The organism is Pseudomonas sp. RC10-4-2, assembly GCF_050433085.1.
GTDB classification, from domain to species: domain Bacteria; phylum Pseudomonadota; class Gammaproteobacteria; order Pseudomonadales; family Pseudomonadaceae; genus Pseudomonas; species Pseudomonas aeruginosa.
The window spans coordinates 169332-184799 of record NZ_JBNPXX010000005.1; the positions used below are offsets into that span (position 1 = coordinate 169332).

Annotated in this window: 12 protein-coding genes; 11 read left to right on the forward strand and 1 reads right to left on the reverse strand. The window is 64.3% G+C overall.

What is annotated here, in order from left to right:
• Positions 1 to 207 precede the first annotated feature (207 nt).
• The 7 genes from FHW81_RS22085 to FHW81_RS22115 all read left to right on the forward strand — a co-directional run bounded on the left by FHW81_RS22085 (position 208) and on the right by FHW81_RS22115 (position 10732).
• Positions 208 to 3039 carry a 2-oxoglutarate dehydrogenase E1 component gene (locus FHW81_RS22085; RefSeq protein ID WP_003087413.1) on the forward strand — a complete coding sequence of 944 codons (2832 nt, stop codon included), beginning with the start codon at positions 208 to 210 and terminating at the stop codon, positions 3037 to 3039.
• A gap of 42 nt (positions 3040 to 3081) precedes the next feature.
• Positions 3082 to 4311, forward strand: a complete 1230-nt coding sequence (gene odhB, locus FHW81_RS22090; protein WP_003114264.1) for a 2-oxoglutarate dehydrogenase complex dihydrolipoyllysine-residue succinyltransferase — start codon at positions 3082 to 3084, stop codon at positions 4309 to 4311.
• A gap of 68 nt (positions 4312 to 4379) precedes the next feature.
• Entirely contained in the window at positions 4380 to 5816 is a 1437-nt protein-coding gene (gene lpdA / locus FHW81_RS22095) for a dihydrolipoyl dehydrogenase (protein WP_003087422.1), read from the forward strand.
• Between the two features lie 328 nt (positions 5817 to 6144).
• Entirely contained in the window at positions 6145 to 7311 is a 1167-nt protein-coding gene (gene sucC, locus FHW81_RS22100) for an ADP-forming succinate--CoA ligase subunit beta (RefSeq protein WP_003087425.1), read from the forward strand.
• Positions 7311 to 8198: a succinate--CoA ligase subunit alpha gene (gene sucD / locus FHW81_RS22105; RefSeq protein WP_003087428.1), complete on the forward strand. Its 888-nt coding sequence runs from the start codon at positions 7311 to 7313 to the stop codon at positions 8196 to 8198. The genes sucC and sucD overlap by 1 nt, the downstream gene beginning before the upstream one ends.
• Positions 8199 to 8508: 310 nt before the next feature.
• Positions 8509 to 9822 carry a branched-chain amino acid transport system II carrier protein gene (gene brnQ, locus FHW81_RS22110; RefSeq protein ID WP_003114263.1) on the forward strand — a complete coding sequence of 438 codons (1314 nt, stop codon included), beginning with the start codon at positions 8509 to 8511 and terminating at the stop codon, positions 9820 to 9822.
• Between the two features lie 145 nt (positions 9823 to 9967).
• On the forward strand, positions 9968 to 10732 hold the full coding sequence (locus FHW81_RS22115) for a DUF599 domain-containing protein (RefSeq protein ID WP_003106486.1): 765 nt from the start codon (positions 9968 to 9970) through the stop codon (positions 10730 to 10732).
• A 58-nt stretch (positions 10733 to 10790) separates the two neighbouring features.
• Here the strand turns inward: FHW81_RS22115 and FHW81_RS22120 are convergent, their stop codons facing one another.
• Positions 10791 to 11027, reverse strand: a complete 237-nt coding sequence (locus tag FHW81_RS22120) for a hypothetical protein (protein ID WP_003087435.1) — start codon at positions 11025 to 11027, stop codon at positions 10791 to 10793.
• 172 nt (positions 11028 to 11199) lie between these two features.
• On the opposite strand from FHW81_RS22120, the gene FHW81_RS22125 reads away from it, so the two are divergent.
• The 4 genes from FHW81_RS22125 (at position 11200) to htpG (ending at position 15407) form a co-directional block, all read left to right on the forward strand.
• Positions 11200 to 11673 carry a PaaI family thioesterase gene (locus FHW81_RS22125; RefSeq protein WP_003106488.1) on the forward strand — a complete coding sequence of 158 codons (474 nt, stop codon included), beginning with the start codon at positions 11200 to 11202 and terminating at the stop codon, positions 11671 to 11673.
• Positions 11670 to 12116 (forward strand): PaaI family thioesterase, encoded by a 447-nt coding sequence (locus FHW81_RS22130; protein WP_003087441.1) that lies wholly within the window; start codon positions 11670 to 11672, stop codon positions 12114 to 12116. The genes FHW81_RS22125 and FHW81_RS22130 overlap by 4 nt, the downstream gene beginning before the upstream one ends.
• A gap of 36 nt (positions 12117 to 12152) precedes the next feature.
• Positions 12153 to 13385, forward strand: coding sequence for an MFS transporter (locus tag FHW81_RS22135; protein ID WP_003117757.1), 1233 nt, complete (start codon positions 12153 to 12155; stop codon positions 13383 to 13385).
• A gap of 117 nt (positions 13386 to 13502) precedes the next feature.
• Positions 13503 to 15407 (forward strand): molecular chaperone HtpG, encoded by a 1905-nt coding sequence (htpG, locus tag FHW81_RS22140; protein ID WP_023090658.1) that lies wholly within the window; start codon positions 13503 to 13505, stop codon positions 15405 to 15407.
• Positions 15408 to 15468 lie beyond the last annotated feature (61 nt).

Here is a 15468-nt window from a genome sequence, read left to right on the forward strand (position 1 = left end):
GGAGTTCTTCCGGCGTCGCAGCAACTAAGCGGGCCAAGCTCACAAAGCCATGGCCCAGATTTGAAAAATATGACCAGCAGGGGCATCCGGGCTGGTACCCGGACTATCTGCGGGATCTGTAGTGGCCATACCGATGTCGCTGCCTGAGGACTTCGGAGCCTTCAAGGTTTCGCCAGGTGGTTGTCCCCTTACCGAGGGTGACCTAGCATGCACGAAAGCGTAATGCAGCGGATGTGGAACAGTGCCCATCTATCCGGTGGTAACGCTGCCTACGTCGAAGAGCTCTACGAGCTCTACCTGCACGACCCTAACGCTGTGCCAGAAGAGTGGCGCACGTATTTCCAGAAGCTTCCCGCCGATGGCAATCCCGCCCCCGACGTCTCGCACTCCACAGTGCGCGATCATTTCGTCCTGCTGGCCAAGAACCAGCGCCGTGCCCAGCCGGTTTCCGCCGGTAGCGTGAGCAGCGAGCACGAGAAGAAGCAGGTCGAAGTCCTTCGTCTCATTCACGCTTACCGTCTCCGCGGCCACCAGGCTTCCACCCTCGACCCGCTCGGCCTGTGGCAGCGTCCCGCGCCTGCCGACCTGTCGATCGACCACTACGGTCTGACGGGTGCCGACCTGGACACCACTTTCCGCACCGGTGAGCTTTACATCGGCAAGGAAGAGGCGACCCTGCGTGAAATCGTCGACAGCCTGAAGAGCACCTACTGCGGTACCTTCGGCGCCGAGTTCATGCACATCGTCGATTCCGAGCAGCGCAAGTGGTTCCTCCAGCGTCTGGAAAGCGTGCGTGGCCGTCCCGGCTTCTCCGCCGAGGCGCGTGCGCACCTGCTCGAGCGCCTGACCGCGGCCGAAGGCCTGGAGAAGTACCTGGGCACCAAGTACCCGGGCACCAAGCGTTTCGGCCTGGAAGGCGGCGAAAGCCTGATCCCGATGGTCGACGAGATCATCCAGCGCTGCGGTTCCTACGGCGCCAAGGAAATCGTCATCGGCATGGCTCACCGCGGTCGCCTGAACGTCCTGGTCAACACCCTGGGCAAGAACCCGCGCGACCTGTTCGACGAGTTCGAAGGCAAGAAGATCGTCGAGCTGGGCTCCGGTGACGTGAAGTACCACCAGGGCTTCTCCTCGAACGTGATGACCAGCGGTGGCGAAGTCCACCTGGCGCTGGCGTTCAACCCGTCGCACCTGGAAATCGTTTCCCCGGTGGTCGAGGGTTCCGTTCGTGCTCGCCAGGACCGCCGCAAGGACAGCTCCGGCGACAAGGTGGTACCGATTTCCATCCACGGCGATGCCGCCTTCGCGGGGCAGGGCGTGGTCATGGAAACCTTCCAGATGTCGCAGACCCGCGCCTACAAGACCGGTGGCACCATCCACCTGGTGATCAACAACCAGGTCGGTTTCACCACCAGCCGCCAGGACGATGCGCGTTCCACCGAGTACGCCACCGACGTGGCGAAGATGATTCAGGCGCCGATCTTCCACGTCAACGGCGACGATCCCGAAGCCGTGCTGTTCGTCACCCAGCTGGCCGTCGACTACCGCATGCAGTTCAAGCGTGACGTGGTCATCGACCTGGTCTGCTACCGTCGCCGCGGCCACAACGAGGCGGACGAGCCGAGCGGCACCCAGCCGCTGATGTACCAGCAGATCGCCAAGCAGCGTACTACCCGCGAGCTGTACGCCGATGCCCTGGTGAATGCCGGCGTGCTCAGTGCCGAGCAGGTTCAGTCGAAGATCGACGACTACCGCGACGCCCTGGACAACGGCCTGCACGTGGTGAAGAGCCTGGTCAAGGAACCCAACAAGGAACTGTTCGTCGACTGGCGTCCGTACCTGGGTCATGCCTGGACCGCGCGTCACGACACCCGCTTCGACCTGAAGACCCTGCAGGAACTGTCCAGCAAGATGCTGGAAGTGCCGGAAGGCTTCGTGGTTCAGCGCCAGGTTTCGAAGATCTACGAAGATCGCCAGAAGATGGCGGCCGGTGGCCTGCCGATCAACTGGGGCTTCGCCGAGACCCTGGCCTACGCGACCCTGCTGTTCGAAGGCCATCCGGTACGGATGACCGGCCAGGACGTCGGCCGTGGCACCTTCTCGCACCGTCACGCGGTGCTGCACAACCAGAAGGACGACTCGGTCTACGTACCGCTGGCCAATCTGTTCGACGGCCAGCCGCGCCTGGATATCTACGATTCCTTCCTTTCGGAAGAGGCCGTGCTGGCGTTCGAATACGGTTTCGCCACCACCACGCCGAACTCGCTGGTGATCTGGGAAGCCCAGTTCGGCGACTTCGCCAACGGCGCCCAGGTGGTCATCGACCAGTTCATCACCAGTGGCGAAAGCAAATGGGGCCGACTCTGCGGCCTGACCATGCTGCTGCCGCACGGCTATGAGGGGCAGGGTCCGGAGCACTCCTCCGCGCGCCTGGAGCGCTACCTGCAGCTCTGTGCCGAGCAGAACATCCAGGTCTGCGTGCCGACCACCCCGGCTCAGGTCTACCACATGCTCCGCCGTCAGGTGATCCGCCCGCTGCGCAAGCCGCTGGTGGTGATGACGCCGAAGTCCCTGCTGCGTCACAAGCTCGCCATCTCGACCCTGGAAGATCTGGCCAACGGTTCCTTCCAGACCGTGATCCCGGAAATCGACAGCCTGGATCCGAAGAAGGTCGACCGCGTCGTGCTGTGCAGCGGCAAGGTGTACTACGACCTGCTGGAGAAGCGTCGCGCGGAAGGCCGCGAAGATACCGCGATCGTCCGTATCGAGCAGCTGTATCCGTTCCCGGAAGACGACCTGGCGGAAGTTCTGGCTCCGTACAAGAACCTCAAGCACATCGTCTGGTGCCAGGAAGAGCCGATGAACCAGGGCGCCTGGTTCTGCAGCCAGCATCACATGCGTCGTGTCATCGCCGCGCACAAGAAGGGCCTCAACCTCGAGTACGCCGGCCGCGAAGGCTCCGCTGCTCCGGCTTGCGGCTACGCCTCGATGCACGCCGAGCAGCAGGAAAAACTGCTGCAAGACGCCTTTACTGTTTAACGCCTACGCGCTGAAGAAACCGAATTTAAGGAAACGCACACAATGGCTATCGAAATCAAAGCCCCAACCTTCCCGGAATCGGTCGCCGACGGCACCGTCGCCACCTGGCACAAGAAGCCGGGCGAAGCAGTCAAGCGCGACGAACTGATCGTCGACATCGAGACCGACAAGGTGGTCATCGAGGTTCTCGCCGAGGCTGACGGCGTGCTGGCCGAGATCATCAAGAACGAAGGCGACACCGTTCTGAGCAACGAGCTGCTCGGCAAGCTGAACGAAGGCGGCGCCGCCGCTCCGGCCGCTCCGGCTGCCGCTGCGCCCGCCGCCGCTCCGGCTGCACAGGCCGCCGCTCCGGCCGCCGCTGGCGGCGACGACGCCATCCTGTCCCCGGCCGCGCGCAAGCTGGCCGAGGAAGCCGGCATCGATCCGAACAGCATCGCCGGCACCGGCAAGGGCGGTCGCGTGACCAAGGAAGACGTGGTCGCTGCGGTCGAAGCGAAGAAGAACGCCCCGGCCGCCCCGGCCAAGCCTGCCGCCCCGGCTGCCGAGGCGCCGATCTTCGCCGCCGGCGACCGTGTCGAGAAGCGCGTGCCGATGACCCGCCTGCGGGCCAAGGTCGCCGAGCGCCTGGTCGAGGCGCAGTCCGCCATGGCCATGCTGACCACCTTCAACGAGGTCAACATGAAGCCGATCATGGACCTGCGTTCGAAGTACAAGGACCTGTTCGAGAAGAAGCACAACGGCGTGCGCCTGGGCTTCATGTCCTTCTTCGTCAAGGCCGCCACCGAGGCGCTGAAGCGCTTCCCGGGGGTCAACGCTTCCATCGACGGCAACGACATCGTCTACCACGGCTACCAGGACATCGGTGTTGCCGTTTCCAGCGACCGCGGCCTGGTGGTTCCGGTACTGCGTAACGCCGAGTTCATGAGCCTGGCCGAGATCGAGGGCGGCATCGCCAACTTCGGCAAGAAGGCGAAGGAAGGCAAGCTGACCATCGAAGACATGACCGGCGGCACCTTCACCATCTCCAACGGTGGCGTGTTCGGTTCCCTGCTGTCGACCCCGATCGTCAACCCGCCGCAGACCGCCATCCTCGGCATGCACAAGATCCAGGAGCGCCCGATGGCCGTGAACGGCCAGGTGGTGATCCTGCCGATGATGTACCTGGCGCTGTCCTACGACCACCGTCTGATCGACGGCAAGGAAGCGGTGAGCTTCCTGGTGGCGATCAAGGACCTGCTGGAAGATCCGGCTCGCCTGCTGCTGGACGTCTGATTTAGCGTTTCTCTTCACGGCGGCCCCCTCGTGGGGCCGTCCGGTTTCACCCGAATAAGGATTGAGATATGAGCCAGAAATTCGACGTGGTAGTGATTGGTGCCGGCCCCGGCGGTTACGTTGCCGCCATCCGCGCTGCCCAGCTGGGCCTGAAGACCGCCTGCATCGAGAAGTACATCGGCAAGGAAGGCAAGGTGGCGCTCGGCGGTACCTGCCTGAACGTTGGCTGCATCCCGTCCAAGGCGCTGCTGGACAGCTCCTACAAGTACCATGAGGCCAAAGAGGCCTTCAAAGTCCATGGTATCGAAGCCAAGGGCGTCACCATCGACGTTCCGGCGATGGTTGCGCGCAAGGCCAACATCGTCAAGAACCTGACCGGCGGCATCGCTACCCTGTTCAAGGCCAACGGCGTGACCTCCTTCGAAGGCCACGGCAAGCTGCTGGCCAACAAGCAGGTGGAAGTGACCGGTCTGGACGGCAAGACCCAGGTCCTGGAAGCCGAGAACGTGATCATCGCTTCCGGCTCCCGCCCGGTGGAGATCCCGCCGGCCCCGCTGACCGACGACATCATCGTCGACTCCACCGGCGCCCTGGAATTCCAGGCCGTGCCGAAGAAGCTGGGTGTGATCGGCGCCGGCGTCATCGGTCTGGAGCTGGGTTCGGTATGGGCCCGCCTGGGTGCCGAGGTGACCGTGCTGGAAGCCCTGGACAAGTTCCTCCCGGCTGCCGACGAGCAGATCGCCAAGGAAGCCCTGAAGGTCCTGACCAAGCAAGGCCTGAACATTCGCCTGGGTGCCCGCGTGACCGCTTCGGAAGTGAAGAAGAAGCAGGTCACCGTGACCTTCACCGACGCCAACGGCGAGCAGAAGGAAACCTTCGACAAGCTGATCGTCGCGGTCGGCCGTCGCCCGGTGACCACCGACCTGCTGGCCGCCGACAGCGGCGTGACCCTGGACGAGCGTGGCTTCATCTACGTCGACGACCACTGCAAGACCAGCGTTCCGGGCGTCTTCGCCATCGGTGACGTGGTTCGCGGCGCGATGCTCGCGCACAAAGCCTCGGAAGAGGGCGTGATGGTCGCCGAGCGCATCGCCGGCCACAAGGCGCAGATGAACTACGACCTGATTCCGTCGGTCATCTACACCCACCCGGAAATCGCCTGGGTCGGCAAGACCGAGCAGACCCTCAAGGCCGAGGGCGTCGAAGTCAACGTCGGCACCTTCCCGTTCGCCGCCAGCGGTCGCGCGATGGCGGCCAACGACACCACCGGCCTGGTCAAGGTCATCGCCGATGCGAAGACCGACCGCGTCCTGGGCGTCCACGTGATCGGCCCGAGCGCCGCCGAGCTGGTACAGCAAGGCGCGATCGGCATGGAATTCGGCACCAGCGCCGAAGACCTGGGCATGATGGTCTTCTCTCACCCGACGCTGTCCGAAGCCCTGCACGAAGCTGCCCTGGCGGTGAATGGCCATGCCATCCACATCGCCAACCGCAAGAAGCGCTGAGTGATCCGACGCCCCGGTTCACGCCAGGGGCGTCACAGCGACGCGGGACGCGTCGTCCGTCAGGCCAGGACAGGTTCCTGGCCTTGTCGGGTCCGGGTTCTGTAGAATCCACGGTTTGCCGCCTGCGTCGGGATGACGCAGGCGGCAGACTTTCAGAAGAACCACGGCGGGTGAGCGCCGGCGACCGTTGCGAGGTGGCCGCGGGCGTATGCCGCCGGACTGTTTTTTCGCGAGCCGGGTGGTTCGCGAAGCGACGGTCACAGGTGGTGGGGTGCCACGAGCGCTCCGCCGAAATGCGCAATACCTAGACGAATAACGGTAGACAAGCATGAATCTCCACGAATATCAGGGTAAGCAGCTGTTCGCTGAATACGGCCTGCCTGTATCCAAGGGCTTTGCCGTAGACACCCCCGAAGAGGCCGCAGAAGCCTGCGACAAGATCGGCGGCAGCGAGTGGGTCGTCAAAGCTCAGGTGCACGCCGGCGGCCGCGGTAAAGCGGGCGGTGTGAAGCTGGTGAAGAGCAAAGAGGACGCCAAGGCGTTCGCCCAGCAGTGGCTGGGCAAGAACCTGGTGACCTACCAGACCGACGCCAACGGCCAGCCGGTCAGCAAGATCCTGGTGGAGTCCTGCACCGACATCGACAAGGAGCTGTACCTCGGCGCCGTCGTCGATCGTTCCAGCCGCCGCATCGTGTTCATGGCTTCCACCGAAGGTGGCGTGGACATCGAGAAGGTCGCCCACGACACTCCCGAGAAGATCCTCAAGGCTACCATCGACCCGCTGGTCGGCGCGCAGCCGTACCAGGGCCGCGAGCTGGCCTTCCAGCTGGGCCTGAAGGGCGACCAGATCAAGCAGTTCACCCATATCTTCGTCGGCCTGGCGAAGCTGTTCCAGGACTACGACCTGGCCCTGCTGGAAGTGAACCCGCTGGTGATCAAGAAAGACGGCAACCTGCACTGCCTGGATGCCAAGATCAACATCGACAGCAACGCCCTGTACCGTCAGCCGAAGCTGCGCGCCATGCACGACCCGTCCCAGGACGACGCCCGTGAAGCCCATGCGCAGAAGTGGGAGCTGAACTACGTCGCGCTGGAAGGCAACATCGGCTGCATGGTCAACGGCGCCGGCCTGGCCATGGGTACCATGGACATCGTCAACCTGCACGGCGGCAAGCCGGCCAACTTCCTCGACGTTGGCGGCGGTGCGACCAAGGAGCGCGTGACCGAAGCGTTCAAGATCATCCTGTCCGACAGCAACGTGAAGGCTGTCCTGGTGAACATCTTCGGCGGCATCGTGCGTTGCGACATGATCGCCGAAGGCATCATCGGCGCCGTCAAAGAAGTCGGCGTGAAGGTTCCGGTTGTCGTCCGCCTGGAAGGCAACAACGCTGAACTGGGTGCCAAGGTCCTGGCCGAAAGCGGCCTGAACATCATCGCGGCAACCAGCCTGACCGACGCTGCCCAGCAAGTCGTCAAGGCCGCGGAGGGTAAGTAATGAGCGTCCTGATCAACAAAGACACCAAAGTCATCTGCCAAGGCTTCACCGGTAGCCAGGGCACCTTCCACTCCGAACAGGCCATCGCCTATGGCACCAAGATGGTCGGCGGCGTGACCCCCGGCAAGGGCGGCACCACCCACCTCGGCCTGCCGGTGTTCAACACCGTCAAGGAAGCCGTGGAAGCCACCGGCGCCGAAGCCTCGGTCATCTACGTTCCGGCTCCGTTCTGCAAGGACTCGATCCTGGAAGCGGCATTCGGCGGCATCAAGCTGATCGTCTGCATCACCGAAGGCATCCCGACCCTCGACATGCTGGACGCCAAGGTCAAGTGCGACGAGCTGGGCGTACGCCTGATCGGCCCGAACTGCCCGGGCGTGATCACTCCCGGCGAGTGCAAGATCGGCATCATGCCGGGTCACATCCACCTGCCGGGCAAGGTAGGCATCGTGTCGCGTTCCGGCACCCTGACCTACGAAGCCGTGAAGCAGACCACCGACGCCGGCTTCGGCCAGTCCACCTGCGTGGGCATCGGCGGCGACCCGATCCCGGGCTCCAACTTCATCGACATCCTGAAGCTGTTCCAGGAAGATCCGCAGACCGAAGCCATCGTCATGATCGGCGAGATCGGCGGTTCCGCCGAAGAAGAAGCCGCGGCCTTCATCAAGGCCAACGTGACCAAGCCGGTGGTGTCCTACATCGCTGGTGTGACTGCCCCTCCGGGCAAACGCATGGGCCACGCCGGCGCCATCATCTCCGGCGGCAAGGGCACCGCGGACGAGAAGTTCGCCGCCCTGCAGGACGCCGGTGTGAAGACCGTGCGTTCCCTGGCCGACATCGGCAAGGCCCTGGCCGAGCTGACCGGTTGGGAAGTGAAGAAGGCCTGATTTCCCGGGTTTTCTGAGTTCCAGGACGAAGGCCACCGCCTCACAGCGGTGGCCTTCGTCGTTCTATCGCATCCGTCAAACGAATGTTGCCGCGATGCGCTATCATTGCCAACGGTTCGTGTCCGACAAAACCCCGGGCGCGCCACGCATCATCCCGCAGGCCAGTGCGCCTGCAGCTATAACGCCACATGGCCCTCAAAAGGGGTCGGGCGGCTTGACCGGTCCTCCTCATCCGGAAGGACGTTGTTTCCTAACACCCCCAAAGGGAAACCCCGAACAACCGAGACTTCTGCCAGTGGTACATCCTCCTATGACTCATTTGAAAGGGTTCGACCTGCTCGCCCTTGGCTTCATGACGTTCGCGCTTTTTCTCGGCGCGGGTAACATCATCTTTCCTCCCAGTGCCGGCATGGCGGCGGGCGAACACGTATGGAGCGCGGCTTTCGGCTTCCTCCTTACCGGTGTCGGCCTGCCGTTGCTGACGGTGGTCGCCCTGGCCCGGGTCGGAGGCGGTATTGGCCGCCTGACCCAGCCGATCGGGCGGCGCGCGGGAGTGGCGTTCGCCATCGCCGTCTATCTTGCCATCGGCCCGCTGTTCGCCACCCCGCGTACAGCCGTGGTGTCCTTCGAGATGGGCGTCGCGCCCTTCACCGGGGACGGCGGCGTGCCGTTGCTCATCTATACCGTCGCTTACTTCTCCGTGGTTCTGTTCCTGGTGCTGAACCCGGGTCGCCTTGTCGACCGGGTCGGAAAGGTCATCACGCCGGTGCTGCTGTCGGCCCTGCTGGTCCTTGGCGGCGCGGCGATCTTCGCGCCGGCGGGAGAGATCGGCAGCAGTTCCGGCGAGTACCAGAGCGCGCCCCTGGTGCAGGGCTTCCTGCAGGGCTACCTGACCATGGATACCCTCGGTGCGCTGGTCTTCGGTATCGTCATCGCCACCGCCATTCGCGACCGCGGCATCAGCGACAGCCGGCTGGTCACGCGCTATTCCATGATCGCCGGGGTCATCGCCGCCACCGGCCTGTCCCTGGTCTACCTGGCGCTGTTCTATCTTGGCGCCACCAGCCAGGGCATCGCCGGCGACGCCCAGAATGGCGTACAGATCCTCACCGCCTATGTGCAGCAGACCTTTGGCGTTTCCGGCAGCCTGTTGCTGGCGGTGGTCATCACCCTGGCCTGCCTGACCACGGCGGTAGGGCTGATCACGGCGTGCGGCGAGTTCTTCAGCGACCTGCTGCCGGTTTCGTACAAGACGGTGGTGATCGTGTTCTCGCTGTTCAGCCTGCTGGTCGCCAACCAGGGACTGACCCAGTTGATCAGCCTTTCGGTACCGGTTCTGGTGGGACTCTATCCGCTCGCCATCGTGCTGATCGCCCTGAGCCTGTTCGACCGGCTCTGGGTGTCGGCCCCGCGGGTGTTCGTGCCGGTGATGATCGTCGCGCTGCTCTTCGGCATCGTCGACGGGCTGGGGGCGGCCAAGCTGAACGGGTGGGTGCCGGACGTCTTCGCCAAGCTTCCGCTCGCCGATCAGAGCCTTGGCTGGCTGCTGCCGGTATCCATTGCGCTGGTCCTGGCAGTCGTTTGCGATCGGCTGCTGGGCAAGCCGCGCGAAGCGGTCGCCTGAGACGTCAGGCGAACCCCAGGAAGGCCGCCTCCGGGCGGCCTTTTTCATGAGCCGACGAAAGTCGTGTCCTGGCCGCGGCGAGCGGCGTCCCAACGGCGCGAAACAACGGCGGGGCGATTCCCGGCCGGCTCAAGAGGGAGTTTTCATGACCGCCGAACTCGGCATTTTCAACGGGCACCTGCTGCAACACCTGCTGGCGGCGCTCTGGTTCCTGTTCTGCTGGGTGGGCTACACCCGCTACGCCACCTGGAAGGGTCGCGACACCGCCTGCCTGGCCAGCGTCCTGCACCTCTACCGGGAGGACTGGATGCGCCGGTTGCTGCTGCGCGACAACCGTATCGCCGACGCCAGCGTGATCGGTAACCTGGAGCGTAACGCGTCGTTCTTCGCCTCCAGCACGCTGATCATCCTCGCCGGCATCCTCACCCTGCTGGGCTCCACCGATCGCGCCGTCTCGGTACTGGCCGACCTGCCGTTCGTGGAGGAGGCCAGCCGGGGACTATCGGAACTGAAGCTGCTGTGCCTGGCAGTGGTCTTCGTCTATGCCTTCTTCACCTTCAGCTGGTGCATGCGCCAATACAACTTCGCGGCGATCCTGGTCGGCTCGGCACCGATGATCGGCGAGCGCAACGTCGGCGAGCTGGAGCGCAAATCCTTTGCCGAGCGTGCCGCCCGGGTCATCTCGCTGGCGGCCAACCAGTTCAACTTCGGCTTGCGCTCGTACTATTTCGGCCTGGCCATGCTCGCCTGGTTCATCAATTCCTGGTTCTTCATGCTGGTGACGGCCGGCGTGGTGCTGGTCCTGTATCGCCGCGAATTCCATTCGGACGTGCTGGAGGTGATGGTCTACACCGAGACCGCAATCGCCGAAAGCCCGCGGGAAGGCGAGGGCGAGGTGCCCAGGGGCTGAATCCCTGGCATGAAAAAGCCCGCTTGCGCGGGCTCTTTCAGGGTACGTCAACGAGAACTTATTGCTGGTTCTGTTGCGGTTGCTCCGGAGTCGGTGCCGGAGTCTGCGGGGTTGCCGGAGTGTCGCTCGACGGCGCCGGGGCGCTGGGCTCGGCAGGGGGAGTAGCCGGAGCGCTCGGCTGGGTCTCGGTAGCCGGAGCTGCCGGGGCCGCTGCCTTGTCTTCCTCTTTCTTGTCGCAAGCGGCCAGGCCAAGGCTGGCAGCGAGCAGCAGGGCAAGAGTTACGGTCTTTTTCATCGTTTAGCCTCCATGTGCGGCTTTCCTCGTTGTAGCCCTTTGAACATTTGCGCTGGCGTGAAGTTCCACACACTTCGACTATTTCGATCGTTATGTCCAAAACCCCGGCTGCCGGGGCTTGGGCGGCAGGGTATGATTCGCCCTCCAGAAAACTCCCAGCAAGGTCGCCGTCATGTCGGAAAATCCTCTCCTCGAGCGCGCCCGGCGCTTTCTCTCGGCCTTGCGTCATTGCCAGGTGCTGGGGTTGACGGTCGAGGCCGCCGACGAGAAAGGACTGACCCTGCGCCTGCCCTACAGCCAGGCGATCATCGGCAACCCGGAAAGCGGGGTCGTCCACGGCGGCGCGATCACCACCCTGATGGACACCACCTGTGGTATTTCCACGGTCTGCGTGCTGCCGGACTTCGAGATCTGCCCGACGCTCGACCTGCGCATCGACTACATGCATCCCGCCGAACCGCACAAGGATGTCTATGGCTTCGCCGAGTGCTACCGGGTCACGCCGAACGTGATCTTCACCCGCGGCTTCGCCTACCAGGACGATCCGGGCCAGCCCATCGCCCATGTCGTCGGCGCTTTCATGCGCATGGGCGGTTCGGCCCGCGCCGGGGCGGCCAGGCCGGCCGCGCAGGGAGGTGCGGCATGAGCCCGACCAGCCTCGAGCAACTGGTCCGCGACGCGCGTCGGAACAACGACTACAGCCCGCTGGTGGAGCTGATCCCGTACGCCAAGCTGCTCGGCATCGAATGTCTGCGCCTGGGCGACGACATGGTCTTCCGCCTGCCGGCGAACAAGGACAACATTGGCAACCCGACCCTGCCGGCCATCCATGGCGGCGTGATCGCCGGCTTCATGGAGCATGCGGCGATGTTGCACCTGCTGACCTTCATGAGCATTCCGCACCTGCCGAAGATCATCGATTTCTCCATCGACTACCTGCGTGCCGGGCACTTCCGCGATACCTACGCGCAATGCCAGGTCTGGCGCCAGGGGCGACGGGTGGCGAACGTCGCGATCAACGCCTGGCAGACCACCCAGGGCGAGCCCATCGCCACTGCGCGGGCGCATTTCAAGGTGGACGAGCCGTGAGCCGTACGCTGCGGAAAGTGGGCTGAGGATATCGCGATGGATGCCTTGCTGATTCTGGGCGGCCTGCTGCTGATGGTCGCCGGCTATATCTGGGTCATCGTCCTGGCCTTCGGTACCGGTCTGCTGTGGGGTTACGGCAGCCTTTTCCCGCCGGTGGCGCTGGCCTATATCGGCGTGCACTGGCGTACGGCGCGCAAGGGCGTCGGGCTGGCCGCGCTGGGTTGCATCCCGCTGGTGGTCGGCCTGGCGCTGCTGGCCAGTCACGACGCTGCGCGACTGGAGGCGATCCTCAGCCTGCGCTGGCTGAAACCGGAGGCCAGGCCGCCGGCGGAACTGGCCATCGCGCTCAGCGGGGAGTTCAACGGCAAGCCTTTCGCGCCGCAGAGCGGCGAGTTGATCGGCGGCGTGCTGAGCCTGCGCCAGGGGCACGATTTCTACGCCCAGCGCGAGCTGCAGATCCGCCTTCCGGCACAGCCGCTCGGGGCGCTGCGCCTGGATGTGCTGCCCGAGGACGGCGGCGCGTTGCCAGAAGTCGAGCTGAGCTGGCTGCAACCGGATCAGGACCTGCCCGAGGCGCGTCGTCTCCTGCGTGGCTATACCTTGCACCTGGACCTGCGGCCCAAGGCGCCGAACCGCCTGGAGGGCGAGTTCCACCTGAGCCTGCCGAGCGACTACCGGACCACCCTCAGCGGCCACGTCGAGCTGTATACCGACCGGCTGCGCTATCGGCACGGCAAGGTCGACCTGGGCTACGACTCCGACGATACCCTGGCCCTGGTCTTGCGCGATTATCTGCAGCGACGTTTCGCCAGCCGCGACGTCAGCCTCGTGCGGGCGCCGTCCTGGCGCGCGGCCAGCCATGCGCGGCCGCTGCGTATCGAGGCCCTGGTGGCCGGCCAGGCTCAGGTGCTGGAGCTGACGCTGGAGAAGAACGCCCGGCGGGAGTGGACGGTGCGCGGCGACGCGTTCCCCGCCTTGCCGGCGGAGCCTGCGACCGTGGCCGCGGCGGCGGCGCCGCCCGAGCCGCAGGCGCTGCCGGCGCCGGGTAACGCCACCCTCGACCTGGAGCTGGTCCAGGTCGAACCGCAGCGCTACAGCCAGCGCCTGGTCAAGGCCACTACGGTACGCGGGCGTATCGCCGAGGGCCGTTTCACCGGCCTCGACAGCGAGGGGCGCCTGGTGATCCGCCGGGAAATGCCCGGTGCGGGGGAGGCGAGCTACCTGTTGCGCCCGGCGGAGATCGCCCGTCTCGAACTGCTCGAACGCTAGTCGTCGCACGATGGTGCGCGGTTTTTTCGCATAAGCGCTTGAAAAGCCGGAAGAAGGCCCCACCTAGGGGACATCCGCCGTGGTACGCGGCTTATGTCATTGATGGAGCTTGGAGCGATGAGCGTGGAAACCCAAAAAGAGACACTGGGCTTTCAGACTGAAGTGAAGCAACTGCTTCACCTGATGATTCATTCTCTCTATTCGAACAAGGAAATCTTCCTCCGCGAACTGATTTCCAACGCCTCGGACGCCGCCGACAAGCTGCGTTTCGAAGCCCTGGCCAATCCCGAGCTGCTCGAGGGCGGCGCCGAGCTGAAGATCCGCGTCAGCTTCGACAAGGAAGCCAACACCGTCACCCTGGAAGACAACGGCATCGGCATGAGCCGCGAGGATGTGGTGACTCACCTGGGCACCATCGCCAAGTCCGGGACCGCCGACTTCCTGAAGAACTTGTCTGGCGACCAGAAGAAGGATTCGCACCTGATCGGCCAGTTCGGCGTCGGTTTCTACAGCGCCTTCATCGTCGCCGACAAGGTCGATGTCTACTCCCGTCGCGCCGGCCAGCCGGCCAGCGAAGGGGTGCACTGGTCGTCGAAGGGCGAGGGCGAGTTCGACGTCGCTACCATCGACAAGCCCGAGCGCGGTACCCGCATCGTCCTCCACCTGAAAAAGGGCGAGGAGGAGTTCGCCGATGGCTGGCGCCTGCGCAACGTGATCAAGAAATACTCCGATCACATCGCTTTGCCGATCGAGCTGCCCAAGGAATTCCACGGCGAAGAGGCCGACAAGCCGGCCGAGCCGGAATGGGAAACGGTCAACCGCGCCAGCGCGCTGTGGACCCGTCCGCGCGCCGAGGTGAAGGACGAGGAATACCAGGAGTTCTACAAGCACGTCGCCCATGACTTCGAGAACCCGCTGAGCTGGAGCCACAACAAGGTCGAAGGCAAGCTGGAATACACCTCGCTGCTCTACGTGCCGGGCCGCGCGCCGTTCGACCTGTACCATCGCGAAGCGCCGCGGGGCCTGAAGCTGTACGTACAGCGCGTGTTCATCATGGACCAGGCCGACGAGTTCCTGCCGCTGTACCTGCGCTTCATCAAGGGTGTGGTCGACTCCAACGACCTGTCGCTGAACGTCTCCCGGGAAATCCTGCAGAAGGATCCGGTGATCGACTCGATGAAGTCGGCGTTGACCAAGCGCGTGCTGGACATGCTGGAGAAGCTGGCGAAGAACGAGCCGGAGCAGTACAAGACCTTCTGGAAGAACTTCGGCCAGGTCCTCAAGGAAGGCCCGGCGGAAGACTTCGGCAACAAGGAGAAGATCGCCGGCCTGCTGCGCTTCGCCTCCACCGGCGACGATTCGGGCGAGCAGAGCGTAGCGCTGGCCGACTACATCGGTCGGATGAAGGAAGGCCAGGACAAGATCTACTACCTCACCGGCGAGAGCTACTCGCAGGTGAAGAACAGCCCGCACCTGGAAGTCTTCCGCAAGAAGGGCATCGAGGTGCTGCTGCTCACCGATCGCATCGACGAGTGGCTGATGAGCTACCTGCCGGAGTTCGACGGCAAGCAGTTCGTCGATGTCGCCCGCGGCGACCTGGACCTGGGCAGCCTGGACTCGGAAGAGGACAAGAAGGCCCAGGAAGAAGTCGCCAAGAGCAAGGAAGGCCTGATCGAGCGCCTGAAGAAGGTGCTCGACGAGCAGGTCAGCGAAGTCCGCGTTTCCCACCGCCTGACCGATTCGCCGGCGATCCTCGCCATCGGCGAACAGGACCTTGGCCTGCAGATGCGCCAGATCCTCGAGGCCAGCGGGCAGAAAGTGCCGGACTCGAAGCCGATCTTCGAGATCAACCCGCAGCATCCGCTGATCGAGAAGCTGGATGCGGAGCCGGACGAGGACCGCTTCGGCGAGCTGTCGCATATTCTCTTCGACCAGGCCGCCCTGGCCGCGGGGGGCAGCCTCAAGGATCCGGGCGCCTACGTACGCCGACTGAACAAGCTGCTGGTGGAGCTGTCCGCTTAAGCAGTAGCCCCGACAAAGCCCGCTTCGGCGGGCTTTGTCTTTTCCAACTCTCGCAGGAGCA

Coding starts and splice junctions, on each gene's coding strand:
- FHW81_RS22085 (WP_003087413.1), top strand. CDS start 208: ATGCACGAAAGCGTAATGCAGCGGATGTGGAACAGTGCCCATCTATCC.
- odhB (WP_003114264.1), top strand. CDS start 3,082: ATGGCTATCGAAATCAAAGCCCCAACCTTCCCGGAATCGGTCGCCGAC.
- lpdA (WP_003087422.1), top strand. CDS start 4,380: ATGAGCCAGAAATTCGACGTGGTAGTGATTGGTGCCGGCCCCGGCGGT.
- sucC (WP_003087425.1), top strand. CDS start 6,145: ATGAATCTCCACGAATATCAGGGTAAGCAGCTGTTCGCTGAATACGGC.
- sucD (WP_003087428.1), top strand. CDS start 7,311: ATGAGCGTCCTGATCAACAAAGACACCAAAGTCATCTGCCAAGGCTTC.
- brnQ (WP_003114263.1), top strand. CDS start 8,509: ATGACTCATTTGAAAGGGTTCGACCTGCTCGCCCTTGGCTTCATGACG.
- FHW81_RS22115 (WP_003106486.1), top strand. CDS start 9,968: ATGACCGCCGAACTCGGCATTTTCAACGGGCACCTGCTGCAACACCTG.
- FHW81_RS22120 (WP_003087435.1), bottom strand. CDS start 11,027: ATGAAAAAGACCGTAACTCTTGCCCTGCTGCTCGCTGCCAGCCTTGGC.
- FHW81_RS22125 (WP_003106488.1), top strand. CDS start 11,200: ATGTCGGAAAATCCTCTCCTCGAGCGCGCCCGGCGCTTTCTCTCGGCC.
- FHW81_RS22130 (WP_003087441.1), top strand. CDS start 11,670: ATGAGCCCGACCAGCCTCGAGCAACTGGTCCGCGACGCGCGTCGGAAC.
- FHW81_RS22135 (WP_003117757.1), top strand. CDS start 12,153: ATGGATGCCTTGCTGATTCTGGGCGGCCTGCTGCTGATGGTCGCCGGC.
- htpG (WP_023090658.1), top strand. CDS start 13,503: ATGAGCGTGGAAACCCAAAAAGAGACACTGGGCTTTCAGACTGAAGTG.